The sequence below is a fragment of the Deltaproteobacteria bacterium genome, from assembly GCA_013151235.1.
Lineage (GTDB): Bacteria > CG2-30-53-67 > CG2-30-53-67 > CG2-30-53-67 > CG2-30-53-67 > JAADIO01.
In genome coordinates, this window is record JAADIO010000061.1 from 20321 (window position 1) to 37494 (window position 17174).

Sequence of the window (17174 nt, forward strand, 5' to 3'; positions counted from 1 at the left end):
TACCCGGCAATCAGCATTCAGCCGTCAGCCTCCGCTCTTCACCACCACTTCCTCCCGGACCTCCCGGACATAATCGCACTCCTTGACGGGGCAGCCGATGAACTTATGGTATTCTTCATCCTCCTTCCGGAAACGCTCCACAAGGAAGGGGCTTCCGCAATCGGGGCAGGGCTCATTGATCGGCCGCTGTTTGCTGTTGAATTTACATTTGGGATAGTTACTGCAACCGTAAAAGGTCCGGCCTTTGAACATCTTCTGCACGACAAAACCGTCGCAGCCTTTTTCCGGACAATCGACGCCGATACTGATCGGTTTGATGTTCTTGCATTTCGGATATCCGCTGCAACCGAGAAATTTTCCGAACCGGCCGTGGCGAACGGTCATGGGGCTGCCGCACTTTTCGCAGACCTCATCGGTCGTCTCTTCTTCGGCGGCCTTGATCTTCCCCGTCTCATCCTGCACCATCCGACGGGTGGTCTTGCAATCGGGATATTTCGTGCAGGCCAGGAATTTCCCGAACCGTCCCTTCTTGACCACCATTTCGGCGCCGCACTTCGGACAGACCTCCTCGGTCTTTTCCACGTCCATCATCCGGATTTCACCGTTATCGTCCCGGAGAAAATCCTTTGTGTTCTTGCAGTCGGGATAGGTGGAGCAAGCAAGAAATTCACCGTTGTATCCCCATTTGACCACCATCTTTGCGCCGCATTTCTCGCAATCGATGTTCGTCTCTTCGACATCTTTCTTCACATCCCGCATGGTGACCTTCGCCTTTTCCAGATCCGCGACGAATTTTTCGTAAAAGACCTTCAACGTCCCTTTCCAGTCGGCGGCCCCCTCTTCAATCCGGTCGAGTTCCCCTTCCATGTTGGCCGTAAACTCCACGTTGAGGAGGTCGGGAAAGCTTTCGACCAGCAGGCTGTTGACCAGGACCCCTAAGGGTGTGGGGTGAAAACGTTTTTCCCGCAATTCCACATATTTCCGGTCTTGAATGGTGCTCAAGATCGCGGCATAGGTGCTGGGACGCCCGATTCCCTGTTCCTCCAGATCCTTTACGAGCGTCGCCTCACTGTAACGGGGAGGCGGCTGGGTAAAGTGCTGCTTCGGATCGATCTTTTTGACGGTGAGGACCTCTTCTTCCTTGAGCGGCGGCAGGATCTTCTCCCCCTCGACGGCCTCCCCCTCTTCGGTACCTTCCAGATAGAGGGTCATGAATCCCTTGAAGCGGACCGTCGACCCGGTGCCGCGGAAAAGATAATCCCCCACTTCGATATCCACGGAAATCGTATCAAGGATGGCCGGGTTCATCTGACTTGCCACAAAACGATTCCAGATGAGCTGATAAAGCCGGAAGGCATCCCGCTCAAGATAAGACCGGACCTTTGCCGGTTCCCGCAAAGAGGAGGTCGGGCGGACCGCCTCATGGGCGTCCTGGGCTTTTTTCCCCCTGGCATAGACCCGGGGCTTTTCCGGCAGATAGTCCTTCCCGAATTTCTCCAGCACCAGCCCCCGCACCTCATCGACCGCTTCGTTGGATACCCGGGTGGAGTCGGTCCGCATGTAGGTGATAAGCCCCACACTTCCTTCCTCTCCGACGGCCATTCCTTCATAAAGTTTCTGGGCTATCATCATCGTCTTTTTCGCCGAAAATCCGAGCTTCCGGGAAGCATCCATCTGGAGCTTGCTGGTCGTGTAGGGGGCGACGGGATTGCGTTTCTTCTGCTTCTTTACAATCTTTACGACCCGGAATTCCCGGTCACGGATCGCCAGAAGGATTGCCTCACTCTCCTCCTGATTATGAATCTCCGCCTTTTTCCCCTTGATCTTGTGCAGTTTGGCCTCGAAAGGAGGCGGAGAGGCTCCTTCCAATTCCGCCGTAATTGACCAGTATTCCACAGGTTTGAAGGCCTGAACCTCGGCCTCCCGTTCACAGACCAATCGCACGGCCACGGACTGGACACGCCCGGCCGAAAGACCGCGCCGGACCTTGTCCCAGAGGAGAGGAGAAAGTTTATACCCCACAACACGATCCAGTATCCGGCGAGCCTGCTGGGCATTGACCCGATTTTCATCAATACGGCCCGGTTTCTTGAAGGCCTCCTGAATCGCCTTCTTGGTAATCTCGTTGAAGACCACCCGGTAGACCTCTTTGGCCCGATCCCCCAGGGCCTGAGCAAGATGCCAGGCAATCGCCTCCCCCTCCCGGTCGAAATCGGGGGCCAGGTAAACGGCATCCGCCGTCTTGGCGGCGCTCCGGATCTCACTTAAGACCTTCCCCTTCCCCCGGATGGTTACATACTTCGGCTCGAAGTCGTGTTCCACATCGACACCGAGTTCCTTCTTGGGCAGGTCGCGGACATGCCCCACAGAGGCAACGACCTTATAATTTTTTCCCAGAAACTTGTTGATCGTTTTCGCTTTCGAAGGTGACTCAACAATCACCAGTGATTTTGCCATCTGTTCCTCCATCGAAAATTCGCTTCAATTCTACTGTAAGAGCGCAACCGGACGCAAATGGACTGGTTTTGAATCTATTCCGGAATTATCTCCGGGTAAACAGTTTCCCCGGATGCTGACGGACCAATCCCTTGAGTTCCATCTTCATGAGTAATGAAGAAATCCTCGCAGCCGAATAAGGGGTCTTCCCCGCCAGAACGTCGATATGAACCGGTTCATCCTGAATCAACTGCAACAGGAGGGATTCCTCCTTTACAACCTCCTGCTTGAACGATTGAGGTTCCCTTCCGCTTACTTTCAGGTATTCGCACACCTCTGCAGGAAATTCCACCAGGATATCCTCCATGGTCTGGACTAGTTTGGCCCCCTTCTGGATCAACAGGTTAACCCCCTCGCTTTGGGGCGCGCGGATGCTGCCGGGAATGGCAAAGACCTCCCGCCCCTGTTCCAGTGCAAATTTTGCCGTAATCAAGGAGCCGCTCTTTTTGGTCGCCTCCACCACGAGGGTCCCGAGGGCCAGTCCGCTGATGATCCGGTTCCGCCGGGGAAAGTTATAGGGGACCGGAGGGGTCCCCATGGGAAACTCGCTGATCAGTGCCCCCTGTTTCGCGATTTCCCCCTTCAGTTCCCTGTTGATCCGGGGATAGGGGTAGTCAAGACCGCATCCGAGGACGGCCAGGGTCCGCCCCCCTGCCTTGAGCGCTCCTTGATGGGCCCAGGCGTCAACCCCCATGGCCAGGCCGCTGACAATCGTCATCCCCAGACCGGCCAGCCGGGAGGCAATCTTTTCCGCATTCAGCCGTCCCTGCGTTGTGGCGGAACGGGACCCGACCACGGCGAGGGCGATACGGTCGGATTTCTTTATTTTCCCCGCGATATAAAGAACCGGCGGAGCATCGGAAATTTCTTTCAGGGACGGAGGATAATCAGCATCTTCCCACGTAACGATCCGCCCCCCGGCGTGTAGAATCTTCTCCTCCTCTGTTCGAACCGTTTTCTCGGGGTCACATTCCCGGATACGGCGGGCCATCTCTATCGAAAACCCGAAAGTGGTCAGTTCATCCTCGGACCCGGAAAAAATCCGTACAGGATCATGACTTCGCTGAAGAGCCCTCCAGAAAACCCTGGGGATCATCCCCATCTGGGCATTCAGGGCAATGTACGCGGCCCTCTTATCCACGGAATTCCTTTTCTCCTTCGCATCGTCGTCCTGCGAAAACACCCCCTATGGTACGGACACAAAAACCTCTTCGGCCCCTGAAAACCCGCCTTTCGTGCGGAACACCCGCAGGAATGAATCCCTATATTGTGTTACGAAAGCATTGACCGGGAAGTTACATTCAGATAATATGATAATTCAAAGCACCCGGAAGATCAAACAATATTTTGACGGCACGGCAGAACGTCTCTCTAATGGCAATCTCATCTTTAGATTTGCCGTGAACGGGACCTTGTTTGCCGCGCCCTTAAGAACGGGCGGAAAAAAGATGAAACTTCATGAGGCCATCCGGCAACGGCGCAGTATTCGGAGTTTTATTGACAAAACAATCCCAAAAGAGGTACTGACCAGGGTTCTCAATGCCGGAAGGCTTGCCCCCTCGGCGGTCAACCTTCAGCCCTGGCGGTTTATCGTGATTCGGGAACCGGTAACCAAAATGGAGTTGGTCGAATGTACCCGAGGCGGCAAGCATACCCACCTGGGCATGGGGGACGTTATCCTCGTTGCCTGTGGAAACGAGAAGGAGTGCTACCAGCGCCAGGGAAACTACATGAAAACCTTTGCCATCGACGTGGCGATCGCCCTGGAGCAGATGATACTCGCAGCCACGGCGGAAGGGCTCGGAACCTGCTGGATCGGCGCCTTCGATGAAGAAAAGGTCAAGACCCTCCTCGACATCCCCGATCCCTGGCGGGTGGTCGCCATGACCCCCCTGGGGTATCCTGATGAATCCCCCCCCGACCGGGGAAGAAAATCATTGGACGAGATCGTCTGTTATGAAAGATGGGAAGCTTATTAGAGAAAAGGCCGCCACGGGTAAATCGGCGCTACACGCTCTGTGCCTCAGATTTTCCCCTGTGACGCCCCGTGTTCCCCCGTGGTAGAGGCTTTTGTGTTTTGACTCTGTGCCTTTGTGCCTCTGCCCCTTTGCACCTTCGCCTTTCGCCTCTGCAGCGGACGTTACCCCTCCCGATACAGAAGACACCGGACCCGACGGTTGCCCCCCAGGGCGACCAGGGGAGGGGCGACCTTGTCGCAGAGTTCAAGACGCTCGGGACAACGGGGATGAAAAAGACAGCCCGGCGGCGGAGCGGCAGCCGTGGGAATCTCTCCGGTGATCCGGATCCGTTTCTTCTTCTTCGTCGGGTCCGGAACCGGGATCGCAGAGAGGAGCACCCGCGTATAGGGGTGTAACGGCTCCCGATAGAGATCGTCCCGATCCGCCTCCTCCATGATCTTGCCCAGGTACATCACCGCCACCCGGTCGCAGAGATATTCGACCACACTCAGATCGTGAGAGATAAAAAGATAGGTCAGGTGATAACGCTCCTTCAAGTCCTGGAGCAGGTTCAACACCTGTGCCCGGATCGAAACATCCAGAGCGGAAACCGGTTCATCGGCCACAATGATTTTCGGGTGGACGGCAAGGGCCCGGGCAATCCCGACCCGCTGCCGCTGTCCCCCGCTGAATTCATGAGGATACTTGTTATAGTCCTCCACCGAGAGGCCCACATCCTGCAGGAGTTGACCCACCTTCTCGACCCTCTCTTTCCGTTTCAGGTGCATGTTGATCCGGATGGACTCTTCCACGGTCTGCCCCACGGTCATACGGGGGTTGAGGGAAGCGAAAGGATCCTGAAAGATGATCTGGATCTCCGAGCGTATCCGCCGCATTTCGCTATAACTTTTTTTGAGGAGATCTTCATTGTGGAAGAAAACCTCCCCCGCCGTGGGTTGAATCAAACGAAGGATACACTTACCGGCGGTAGATTTCCCGCAGCCTGATTCTCCCACCAGACCTAACGTCCGGCCCTCTTGCAAAGTAAGATCCACCCCATCGACGGCCCGTACCTGCCCTGTTCCCCTGCGGAAAAACCCTCCACCGACGGGAAAATATTTCTTCAGCCCCCTGACTTTAAGAATTGCCGACAAGATAGAACCCTTTTTTTTGCTTATACCTTCTTCAATCCCTTCATGTCCTTCATGGTGAGAATGTCTTTCGCTTTCGACTCTGCTCTATGCCTCCGTGCTTTGCCTTTGTGCCTCAGCCCCTCTCCCCCCTGAAGTCCTTAATACACCGAACCCAATGCCCCGGCTCCAGCTCCACATTTGCCGGTTTCCGCCGGCGGCATTCGCCGGTCACATGGCGGCAACGGGGGGCAAAGCTGCAACCGGGGGGGAGATCGACCAGGTCCGAAACGGCCCCCGGGATGGGTTTCAGGCGCCCCATCCCGCCGGTTTCTCCGATCCGGGGAATCGATTCCAGCAGACCGATGGTATAAGGATGGCCCGGCCGCCGGAAGAGATCGGAAGTCCGTGCGCTCTCCATAATTTCGCCTGCATACATGACGAAAACCCGGTCGGCCATTTCCGCGACGACACCCAAATCGTGGGTAATCAGCAGAATCGACATTTCCGACTCCCGCCGGATCTGATTCATCAGGTCGAGAATCTGGGCCTGAATGGTCACATCAAGGGCGGTGGTCGGCTCATCTGCAATCAAGATGGAAGGATGGCAGGAGAGGGCCATGGCGATCATGACCCGTTGGCGCATTCCGCCGGAGAACTGGTGGGGATATTCGTCAATCCGCTGTTCCGGTGAGGGGATCCGGACCCGGCGTAAAAGATCAAGGGTTCGTGCTCTCGCCTCCCCTTTGTTCACTCCCTGGTGAAGGATCACGGCCTCGGCGATCTGGTTCCCGATGGTAAAGACCGGATTAAGGGAGGTCATCGGTTCCTGAAAAATCATCGAAATCCGGTTTCCCCGGATGCTCCGCATCCGCTCCGGTTCAAGTTCAAGGAGGTCTTGCCCCTCGAAAAGGATCTTCCCGCTGACGATTTGCGCCGGCGGGACGGACAGGAGTCTCAGGATAGACAGTGCCGTGACGCTCTTGCCGCAACCCGACTCTCCGACGACCCCCAGGACTTCCCCTTTTGCCAGGGAAAAACCGACACCGTTCACGGCGTGGACAACGCCGGAATCGGTATGAAAATGAACGGTGAGATTTTTGATTTGCAGGATGGGCATGAATATCGTCGATGATTGACCACCGCCACGAAGAGGCGGAACATTGGCGGCTTCGCAAAAAAATCCGTCCGGAACAAAATTTTTCACAAGACCGGCCGCCTACCCCACAGCCTCATCTTTCGGCTCAACCAGACGGAGAAAGGTCGCCGTTTCCCTGTGTGAAGGATCGATTCGCTCAGCCTCCCGGAACTCCCGGATTGCCAGGTCTTGCCTCCCTTGCTTGTAGAAGGTCAGACCGAGATGGAGCAGGGCCGGAATATAAAGCGGATTGAGTTTTTTCGCCTCCTCAAGATAGTTCAATGCACCCTTGAAATCCCCCTTCTCCCGATGGGAAAGCCCGATCTTCATCAGCACCTCGATGGAGTCGGGACGCATCTTCAGCGCCATCCGGTATTCATGGATCGCCTCGTCGAACCAACCGATCTCGTTGTAGGCATCCCCGGTCTCCACATGCATGCCCGTCAGTTTCCCCTTAACAAAGGGATCGATCGACAGGGGAGCCGTCCTGACATTGTCGGCGGTCAAGTGAAAAACCTCTTCGGCTTCGTCAAAACGACCGCTTTCATTAAGGGTAATTACCAGGTTCAAGGCCGCCTCCGTATAATTCGGATTAATCTCCAAGGCACGGCGAAAGGCTTCCGTTGCCTTCTGAAATTTTCCGTCGGCATGATAGATCGTTCCGAGCTTGCTGTGGATCTCGGCAAGATTCGGCTCCTGCGTAAGAACCCTCTCGAAACATTCCCGGGCCGGGTCGTATTCTCCCTGCTTGAAATGCATCTTCCCCCGGACGATCATATCGTGTACGGACTCTTTCATGAAGGGCTCCTTTCTTAACGACTCTTTTCCAGATAGTGGAAAAATTCCGATTTCGGACTGAGGACCAGCAATGTCTTGTCCTTCAGCGAATTCCCGTAGGCATCCATGGTACGCATGAACTTAAAGAAGTCGGGATCCTGCTGATAGGCCTCGGCATAGATCCGGGTCGCGATGGCATCTCCTTCTCCTCTCAGCTCTTGTGCCTTCCGCTTTGCCTGCGCCAGAAGGATAGTCCGTTCCTTGTCGGCTTCGGCCCGCACCTTGATGGCCTTCTCCTCCCCCTCGGAACGGTAACGCTTGGCCTCCTGCTGCCGTTCGGCCTGCATCCGGCCGAAGACATGCTTTTCATTCTGTTCCGGCAGGTCGGCCCGCTTGATCCGGACGTCGACGACCTGAATCCCATAGGAGGGGGTCTTCAGATTCGTATCCTTGGTCACGTCCCCCATGATGTGGGCCCGGTTCTCCGAAACAATCTGGGCGAGGGTATATTTCCCCAGTTCCGCCCGGAGGTTGGAATAGATGATATCATCCAGCCGGGCCTGGGCGCCGCTTTCATTACGCATGGTCTGGTAGAACTTCAGCGGATCCGAGATATACCACTTGGCATAGTTGTCGATGACCAGGTTCTTCTTATCCTGCGTCACCACCACCCGGGCGTCGGCATCGTATTCGAGGATTCGATTGTCGAAGAAGAGAACCTGCTGCACGAAGGGGACCTTGATATTCAGGCCGGGCTTGTGGATCGTCTTCACCGGTCTTCCCATGAAAAGGACCACGGCCGATTCCGTCTGGTCCACGGTAAAAAAGACCTGGGGAATCAGAACCAGTGCCCCGAAGAGTATGATCACGGCTATGGCTGAAGAGAACTTTTTCATCTTCTTCCCCCTTTCCCGTCAACAGCAGCACTGTCCTGCGTCCCCTTTTGGATCCTGTCCAGAGGAAGGTAGGGAAGAATCTTGTCCGCGGTCTTCCCGTCGATGATAATCTTCTCCATCCGAGGCATGATCTTCTCCATGGTCTCCAGATAGATCCGGGTGCGGGTTACATCCTTCGCCTTCCGGTACTCCGTGAGGACCTGAAGAAAACGGCTCACATCCCCCTTGGCCCGGTCGATCTCCGCCTCCCGGTAGGCCTGCGCCTCATTCACAAGCTGTTCCGCCATTCCCTTGGCCTTGGGCAGAATATCGTTACGGTATCCCATGGCCTGGTTTTCCGTCTTCTCCTTGTCCTCCTTGGCCGACGCAACATCCTTGAAGGCCTCGATAACCGGTTTCGGCGGAAGGACATCCTGCAGCCGCACCGCATCGACCTTGAGACCGGCATGATACTTGTCGAGAATCTCCTGCAGAAGACTCTTGGTATCTTCCTGAATTTGCAGTTTTCCTCCCGTCAGGACGTCATCGATCCGGTTTTTGCCGACGACCTCCCGCATGGCCGCCTCCGATGCATCCTTGATCGTCTTCTCCTGTCCTTTAATGGCAAAAAGATACTGCACGGGATCCTTGATCCGGTACTGCACAATAAATTCCAGTGCGACGATATTTTCGTCCCCCGTCAGCATCAGCGCCTCCGACGGGACGGAACGATACCGGGCGGGAGGACCGGCGGTAATGGTGCGGAACCCTACCTCCAGACGGTGGACCTTGGTCACCTTCGGTTTCAGGACCGTCTCCACAGGAAAGGGGACATGCCAGTGCGGACCGGGAGGACTCGTACGAACCATGGCGCCGAAACGCTTGACCACACCCATTTCCTCCGGAGCCACAACATAGACGCCGGAGGCCATCCAGAGGAGAAAAAACAACAGGAGAAGCACCCAGGCACCGGGGAGCTTCTTCCGGAAGGACTTGAAGGAACGGAGGGACTCTTCCAGCTTCTTGACAACATCTTCAATGGGCGGAGGCCCTTCTCCCCACGAACCGCCTCCCGGTTTGTTCGGATCCCAAGGCATGAGTCACTCCTTCCTCTGCTCGATCGACGAGGGGTCAGGCATCTCTCCTCATCAGGAGGATGCATATTAAATCATAAAGATGATCGCGAAGAAAAACGGTAATGTGTGTGGTGAGTCTAATCGATTTACAGTGAAAGATCAAGCCCCGTGCATGAGAAAAGATGAGAGAAAGAGCGCACAGGCAATCCCCCGGATACGAAAGGCCCTTCCGCCGGAATCCGCAAAGGCAATTTCCGTTGTCAGAAAACCTCCATCTCCCGAACCCGAAGCTCATTTCCGGAAATCAGCTCGGAGGCAATCGAACCGCACTTCTCGCAGGTCATTCTGAAGCCGCCGGCGCTGTACTCGGCGGAACAGGAGAGACAACGAACCCTGAGCGGTACGGCATTAATCGCAAGTTCCGCCCCTTCGGCCGGTGTATCCCGGCTCAAAATCTGGAAAGAATCCCGCAGATCATTGGAGTCAAGACCACTCATCTCTCCAACCTCCAGAACCACCCGCTTGATGCGGTTCGCACCCTCGGACTGGGCCTTCTCAATGAGCTGATGCAGCATTTCACGGGTGACGGTCATACAGTCCATTTTTTCCTCGTGGTGGTTTGTTGTTATTATACCATAGATTCTGAAGGCCACAAGGCACCGTCGCTTTATTCCGGGCAATAATGTTCCGCCACCAGATAGAGTTCCACACTTCGGGAACGGGACGCCGGAGGTTTGGCAACACGGCAGCTTCTGAAACGGCCCCGCAATCGTTTCAGAAGAGGGGGAAAGTCTTTTCCCTGGAAGATCTTGACCACCAATCCCCCCCCGGACCGGAGTACGTCGGGAAGAAGGTCGATTACCCCTTCCACCAGGACCATGCTCATGTCATGATCGAGGGAGGGGATCCCGCGGGTATTCGGGGCCATATCCGAAAGGACACGATCGACCTTTTCAGCCGGGAACTGACCGATGAGACGTTCAATCCCCACAGGGTCAAGGAGATCACATTGCAGGATCGTCACGCCGGGGATCGGATCCATCGCAAGAAGATCCGCGGCGACGACACGTCCCTTCCTTCCGACGATCGATACCGCCACCTGGCTCCATCCTCCGGGCGCCGCCCCCAGATCGAGGACCCGGTCTCCGGGATGGATCACCCGAAACTTCTGTTGAATCTGCAGCAATTTGTAGGCCGATCGGGAACGGTATTTCCCCTCCCGGGCCTGCCGAACGTAAAGATCCCTTTCATGTTCCCGAATCCACCTTTTGGAAGAGCGGCTCACCGGTCACGACTCCATCTAACTATGAAAACTATAATCGAAAATGCTTGCCCGCGCAAAAGAGGCGATTTATGGTTGCAACTATTTTTTGCATCGTGGTATATTGAAAACAATCCGTCAACCTTGTCAATGAATCATTTTCAATCCTGATTGTTTTCTCTACTCTCTGGAGGCTCGTCATGGAATCAAGAGAAAATGCACGCTATCTTATATTGGCCAATGTGAACGGGAAAAAGACCGCAATCCAAGTGGATGGTCTTTATACTATCCTGCCTCCGCAAAATTTTCCACCCCAAATTCCCAATGAAATCCAGTATCAGGACGAACGTCTTCCCCTCTATCGTGCCGGAGAACTCGTCGATACTTTTGAAAAGAAGTCGTCCGGTCATGATTCCTACGAACAGCTCTACCGGGAGTTTCTCTCCAAAGTCAAAGAGGTCTCCGACGACGTCGCCAATATGAAACGGAAATTATCCAGGAACATGGAGCAGGACCTTGCCCGGATCACCCATGAAGGACTCCCCACCACCTCGGACCAGCTCTCCTCGATTCAGTCCGAATCCGCCGCCACGGCCGACAACATCATGGGACTGACCGAAAAGGTTCAGGAGAGTCAACAAAAAATGGGGGAAAAATTTTCAGCGATCAAGTCGGCACTGGAGGAGATCAAGAAACAGGAAACAAGTTTTTTTGAGCTGATTGAGGGACTGGAAGGCGTGATTAATGCCAATAATTCGGATTTGACGAAGATCATGACGACCCTTACCTTCCATGACATTACCAACCAGAAACTGCAGAAAGTGGTCGGCGCGCAGGAGGAGATGGAAGACAAGCTCCTCTCCATCCTCTTCCATTTCGGGATCGAATTCCGAAAGGAAGAAAACCCCGATGACGAGGTGATCAAACGGGGCGAAGAGATGCTGCACCTCCTGCAGGGAGCGAACAAAAAAACGATCGACCAGGAAGAAGTCGATCAATTACTCACGGAATTTTTGAAATAGTGGAAAAACTTTTCCCATTTTGGGAAAAGTTTTTCATATATAGGGCATTTCTTTTCTTATTCATCTCAAGAGAGTACCACTCACGCCTGCGTGCCTGTATCATCCTCATAACCCACTGTAAACAATCAATTATATACAGTATATCTGCAATTTGCTGTAGACCGAACGGCATAAATTGCAAATAAACAGACCAAACAAAATTCTTCCCGCCAAAAAGGCCGATGCTTTTTTTAACATATAATTCAATGTGATAGGCAATTTGCCGCCGGGAGATCCGACATTCCGGCATCTGAATTGCATATAATAAAATCATTCTTCTGAGAAAGGACACCTCAATTTAAAGGAAAAGACGTGGCACATAAAGACCTGCAAATGGTAACACGAATCCTCAATGGTGAACGGGAAACCTTCGAGACCCTCTACGACCTCTACTTTCCGAAGGTCTACAATTATGTTTATATGAAACTGGGGGACCGGACGGAGGCGGAAGACCTGGTGCAGGACGTCTTTGTCTCAACGATTGAGTCGCTGGAAAGTTATGAGGGACGATCCTCCCTTCTCTGCTGGATCTTCAGCATTACCAAAAACATGCTGAAAAACTTCTACCGGACCCGGAAACAGAACAGTTCCTGTTTTGTGGACGCCGACGGTCAGTGCCGAAACAACTTTCATAAAATTTTTCAGACCCCCCTAGACCACCTGGAATACAAGGAATTTCTGGAGAAGTGGCACGAAAACATCTCCAATTTGCCGCCTGACTCCAGAACGATTTTCTATCTGAAACATTTTAACGGGTTGACCATCAAAGAGATCGCCCGGAAAACCAACAAATCAGTCGGCGCCATCAAGGCCTCCCTTTATCGCACGAAAATAGCCCTGACGGAAGAAACGGGTTGACCCGGCCGTCCATCCTTTCCAAGATCTTTCCACATTCATAATCCATATTCATTGCCCGCCACATTAATTGATGCTACACTGAACCGGTTTTAAGAAGATTCCATCTCTCTGCTGGAAACCATGACCGACACGATTGTAAATCTTCAAAACCTCTGGGACCGTATTCTCGCCCCGGAAGGGGACCGGGTCGACCTGGCCGGGCTGGCGGGGTCCTCCCGGGCGTACCTGCTGGCCCGCCTGGAAGAATTCCGGCCCCATCCCCTCCTGGTGATTACTTCTTCTCCCTCGGAGGCGGAACGGTTTTTTAACGATCTCTCCTTTTTCCTGCGGGGAGCCTCACTGGGAGAAACGGTCGTCCTCTTTCCACAGTGGGAGGTCCTCCCCTATGATGACAGAAGCCCGCACCCGGAGATCGTTCGGCAACGTCTGACGGCCCTGAACCGGCTGGCCGGAAACGAAAACCTCATCACCATCACAACCGTACGGGCGGCGATCCAGAAGGTCCTGCCGAAAGAGGCCTTGTCAAGAGGCTCCTTCACGCTCCATGTCGGAGAGTCCCTGGAGCCGGACCTCTTGACGGAAGAGCTGATCCATTTCGGATACCGTCAGACCGATCTCGTGGAATGTCCCGGCACCTTCTGCAGGAGAGGGGGGATTCTTGATCTCTTTCCCCCGAATCTTGACACCCCTTTGCGTCTCGATTATTTCGGCGATGAGATCGAATCCATCCGTCGTTTCTCCCCTGAAAATCAGCGTTCGACGGACCCGGTCGATTCCTGCACCATCCTTCTTTCCCGGGAAATCCTGCTCGATCCGGCATCCATGGCATCCCTGCACCCGGACGGTGAGATGCAGCGATGCCCGGCATTGTCACAGATTGAGGAGGGGATCATTCCCGAAGGAATTGAGTTTTATGCCCCTCTTTTCACGCCGCGCATGGCCACCCTCTTTGATTATCTCCCGGAGAATACCGGAGTGGTCATCGACCAACCTGCAAAAGTCGAAGAGCAGGCGGAAAAGTTTCACCATGAGATTGCCGAACGCCATGACATCGTCCGGGAACAGGGGAAAGCTCCCTGTGCCGCAGAGGAACTCTATCTCGATGCAAAAGATTTCCAGGCGGTACTGGAGACAAAACACCGGGTATGGTTTGTCCTGTCGGGAGGAGAAGAACCACAAGAACTTTTTTTCAAAACGGAGTCCATCGGCGGGTTGGCCCGTCCCGGCAAAAGCAGGATCACCGCTTTGAGTGAGACCCTTCAGACCCTTCGGAATGAAACGGACCTTTCCATCGTGGTCCGTACGAAAGGGCAGGCCGAACGATTGATGGAGATCCTGACGGAAGAGGAAGGAATCCCCTGTCGGCGGATCGACCATCTGCCGGAGGTCCCCAGGCCGAAAGGGGCGGTCGGAATCCTGATCGCCCCCCTCTCTTCGGGGTTTCGTTTTCCCCTCTTCGGCCTGACCCTGATCACCGAGGAAGAGATCTTCGGCATTAAACGGAGCCGCCGTCCGCCCCGTCAGGTCAAGGAAGGTCCCTTTGTCACCCGCCTTTCCGATCTTGCGGAAGGGAATTTCGTCGTTCATATCGATCATGGCATCGGGATCTACCGGGGCCTGCGGGAGGTGGAGGTCGAGGGAAGCGCCCGGGACCTGATCCGGATCGAATATGCAGGCAAAGATCTCCTCTACCTGCCTCCGGAAAAGCTGCACCTCATGCAGAAATACTCCGGCAGCGATGAACATGCCGTCCAGATCAGCAAGTTGGGGGGAACCGGCTGGGAAAAACTGAAGGGAAAAATCAAGAAATCCATCGAAGAGATGTCCCGGGAGCTGATCGAACTTTATGCCGAACGGAAGGTCGCACAAGGAACCGCCTTCTCCCCTCCGGACAGCCTCTTCCGCGAATTTGAAGAAACCTTCGAATATGATGAGACACCGGATCAGGCGCGGGCCATCGAGGAGGTCCTCCAGGATATGCAAAAACCAACCCCCATGGACCGGCTTGTCTGCGGGGACGTGGGGTACGGCAAAACCGAGGTAGCAATCCGGGCCGCCTTCAAAGCGGCTCTCGACGGGAAACAGACCGCCATCCTCGTTCCGACAACCCTCCTGGCCCGTCAGCATGCCGAAAACTTTGCCAGGCGCTTCCGCCCCTTTCCGGTGGAGGTGGCGATGTTGAGCCGTTTTGCGAACCGAAGCGAACAGAAAGTGACCCTGGAGAAGATCAAAAAGGGCGAAACGGACATCCTGATCGGAACACACCGCCTCCTCTCCCGGGACATCGCCTTCAAAAATCTTGGACTTCTCATCATCGACGAGGAACAACGCTTCGGCGTTCGCCATAAGGAAAAGCTTAAACAGCTCCGGAAAGAGGTGGACGTTCTCACCCTGACCGCCACCCCGATTCCCCGGACACTGGAGATGTCTCTGCTCGGCATCCGGGACATCAGTATCATCAATACCCCCCCGGAGGACCGGCTCTCCATTGATACCCGCGTGGTCCGATTCTCGGAGGGGATCATCCGGGAGGCATGCCTGAGAGAACTCGACCGGGGCGGGCAGATATTCTTCGTCCATAACCGGGTACGGGACATCGACCGGATGGCAGAGAGGATGCGACGGATCGTCCCCGAGGCACGGGTGGACGTCGCCCACGGGCAGATGGAGCAGCACCATCTGCAGGAAGTCATGAATCGCTTCCTCGATCGGGAAACGGACCTGCTGGTCACGACAACCATCATTGAGTCGGGTCTCGATATTCCCAACGCCAACACCATGCTTATCCATCAGCCTGAAATGTTTGGACTCGGGCAGCTTTACCAGCTCCGGGGACGGATCGGACGGACTCGTCATCGGGCTTACGCCTATCTTCTGACCCGGGCCGACCGCTCCATGACCGAGGTGGCCCGTCAGCGGCTGCAGGTCATTCAGGAGTTGACCGAGCTCGGATCGGGCTTTCAACTGGCCGCCCGGGACCTTGAAATCCGGGGAGCGGGAAATCTTCTGGGCGCGAAACAATCGGGTTTTATCTCCGCCGTAGGGATCGACCTCTACATGCAGCTCATCGAAGAAGTCTCCCTCAAGTTAAAAGGAGAAAAACGGGAAGAGACGATTGAGCCTTCCCTCCGGATACGCGTCTCGGCCCGCATCCCGAAGGCTTACATCCGGGAGGATCGTCTTCGTCTCGATCTCTACCGCCGTCTGGCTCTTCTCGATTCAAACGAAGAACTTTACCGGATTGCAGATGAGATGAAGGACCGTTTCGGCACGCCCCCGAAGGAAGTCCACAATCTTTTGCGGCTGGCGGAGTTGCGTATCCTCTGCAGAAAGCTGCGTGTTTTGGAGATCCTCGAACAGAAAAAGGGAATCCGTCTGAGCTTCGACCGGGAAACCCCGGTTTCCCGGGAACGGATCATTACGCTTTTGCAAAGCGCTCCCCATCTCATCCACCCGCTGTCCGAATACCAGTTGGAATTCATGAAGGAAGGAGAGTCCTTCGGCGAGACCTGGGTCCGGATGAAAAACTTCTTGCAGGAACTGATCTGATTATGATAGGAACCCAGTCATGTCGCATTCCCCCATTCTCCGGGCACCCATTTTCCGGACACTGTTCTTCATGCTCTTCGTCCCGATCTTGTTCTCCCGATGCAGCAAGATCCCGGAGAAGGAGGAGGCGTCCGTTGTCGCCCGGGTGAACGGCGAGCCCATCCTGCAGGCGGAACTGGACCGGGAGATCCTCCATATTGACAACAGTTTTTCCCTGCCGGTGGAACGGAAACCGGACCGGAAGTTCTCGGAGGAAATCCTGCGCCGGATGATCCGGCGACGCCTCCTGTTACAGGAAGCGAAAAAACTGGGAATGACCCTTTCCGGCAAGGAGGCGGCAAAAATGGTGGCCGAACGAAAGGGAGATCTCTCCCGGAAGGATCTGGAAACCTTGCTCAAAAATACCAACCACAATTACGATGAATGGAAGAAAGGGATCATCGAAGACGCACTGATCGAACGGCTGATACAACAACAGATCAATGCAAAACTCCATGTCAGTGATGAAGAACTGATCGCCTACTATGAAGCCCACCCCAAAGAGTTTGATCTACCGGAACGGGTACACGTTCGGCAGATTGTCGTAGCAAAAAAAGAAGAGGCCGAAAAAATCCGCAAACGACTCGTTGACGGGAAGGAGGACTTCGCCCTGGTTGCCGTGGAGGTCTCACTCAGCCCCGATGCAGAGCAGGGTGGAGACATCGGCACTTTTGCCCGGGGACAAATGCCCCCGGAGTTCGACAAGACCTGTTTTGCGCTGGAAGTCGGCGAAATCAGCCCGGTCGTGAAATCCCCTTACGGCTACCACCTCTTTCGTGTAGAGCAGCACTTCCCGGCGGGACGGCAGACCTTCAAAGAGGCCCGAAAGGAGCTTTACAAAAAATTCATGGCCAGGAAACGGGAGGAGGCCTTTGAACATTATCAGGAAAAACTCTGGAACCAGTCAGAGATCATCTTTCATTGATCCTTCATCCATGGAGAAGCGGTATGATCCG

Annotated in this window: 14 protein-coding genes; 5 read left to right on the top strand and 9 right to left on the bottom strand. The window is 54.7% G+C overall.

The features are described from left to right. Positions 1–24: 24 nt before the first annotated feature. Positions 25–2457 carry a type I DNA topoisomerase gene (gene topA, locus GXP58_11145; GenBank protein ID NOY54152.1) on the bottom strand — a complete coding sequence of 811 codons (2433 nt, stop codon included), beginning with the start codon at positions 2455–2457 and terminating at the stop codon, positions 25–27. An 85-nt stretch (positions 2458–2542) separates the two neighbouring features. Continuing rightward, a complete protein-coding gene (dprA, locus tag GXP58_11150; protein NOY54153.1) occupies positions 2543–3637 on the bottom strand; it encodes a DNA-protecting protein DprA in 1095 nt (364 codons plus the stop codon). A 307-nt stretch (positions 3638–3944) separates the two neighbouring features. Between dprA and GXP58_11155 the strand changes: the two genes are divergently transcribed. Further along, a complete protein-coding gene (locus GXP58_11155) occupies positions 3945–4475 on the top strand; it encodes a nitroreductase (protein NOY54154.1) in 531 nt (176 codons plus the stop codon). Between the two features lie 161 nt (positions 4476–4636). Here the strand turns inward: GXP58_11155 and GXP58_11160 are convergent, their stop codons facing one another. The 7 genes from GXP58_11160 to GXP58_11190 form a co-directional block, all read right to left on the bottom strand. Further along, the gene (locus GXP58_11160; protein ID NOY54155.1) at positions 4637–5611 is read right to left on the bottom strand and encodes a dipeptide ABC transporter ATP-binding protein; all 975 of its coding nucleotides are present in this window, start codon (positions 5609–5611) and stop codon (positions 4637–4639) included. A gap of 109 nt (positions 5612–5720) precedes the next feature. Further along, entirely contained in the window at positions 5721–6704 is a 984-nt protein-coding gene (locus GXP58_11165) for an ABC transporter ATP-binding protein (protein NOY54156.1), read from the bottom strand. Positions 6705–6803: 99 nt separating this feature from the next. Then, on the bottom strand, positions 6804–7520 hold the full coding sequence (locus tag GXP58_11170; GenBank protein NOY54157.1) for a tetratricopeptide repeat protein: 717 nt from the start codon (positions 7518–7520) through the stop codon (positions 6804–6806). A gap of 14 nt (positions 7521–7534) precedes the next feature. After that, positions 7535–8395, bottom strand: coding sequence for a protease modulator HflC (gene hflC, locus GXP58_11175; protein ID NOY54158.1), 861 nt, complete (start codon positions 8393–8395; stop codon positions 7535–7537). Then, entirely contained in the window at positions 8392–9471 is a 1080-nt protein-coding gene (hflK, locus tag GXP58_11180) for an FtsH protease activity modulator HflK (protein NOY54159.1), read from the bottom strand. The genes hflC and hflK overlap by 4 nt, the downstream gene beginning before the upstream one ends. Positions 9472–9710: 239 nt before the next feature. Next, positions 9711–10052, bottom strand: a complete 342-nt coding sequence (locus GXP58_11185) for a hydrogenase maturation nickel metallochaperone HypA (protein NOY54160.1) — start codon at positions 10050–10052, stop codon at positions 9711–9713. Between the two features lie 65 nt (positions 10053–10117). Continuing rightward, a complete protein-coding gene (locus GXP58_11190) occupies positions 10118–10735 on the bottom strand; it encodes an RlmE family RNA methyltransferase (protein ID NOY54161.1) in 618 nt (205 codons plus the stop codon). Positions 10736–10911: 176 nt separating this feature from the next. On the opposite strand from GXP58_11190, the gene GXP58_11195 reads away from it, so the two are divergent. The 4 genes from GXP58_11195 to GXP58_11210 all read left to right on the top strand — a co-directional run bounded on the left by GXP58_11195 (position 10912) and on the right by GXP58_11210 (position 17143). Continuing rightward, positions 10912–11733 carry a protein phosphatase CheZ gene (locus tag GXP58_11195; protein NOY54162.1) on the top strand — a complete coding sequence of 274 codons (822 nt, stop codon included), beginning with the start codon at positions 10912–10914 and terminating at the stop codon, positions 11731–11733. A gap of 351 nt (positions 11734–12084) precedes the next feature. After that, positions 12085–12630: an RNA polymerase sigma factor gene (locus GXP58_11200; GenBank protein NOY54163.1), complete on the top strand. Its 546-nt coding sequence runs from the start codon at positions 12085–12087 to the stop codon at positions 12628–12630. 120 nt (positions 12631–12750) lie between these two features. After that, positions 12751–16179: a transcription-repair coupling factor gene (gene mfd, locus GXP58_11205; GenBank protein ID NOY54164.1), complete on the top strand. Its 3429-nt coding sequence runs from the start codon at positions 12751–12753 to the stop codon at positions 16177–16179. A gap of 19 nt (positions 16180–16198) precedes the next feature. Further along, complete coding sequence (locus tag GXP58_11210; GenBank protein NOY54165.1) at positions 16199–17143, top strand: hypothetical protein; 945 nt, start codon at positions 16199–16201, stop codon at positions 17141–17143. The last annotated feature ends 31 nt before the right edge of the window (positions 17144–17174 follow it).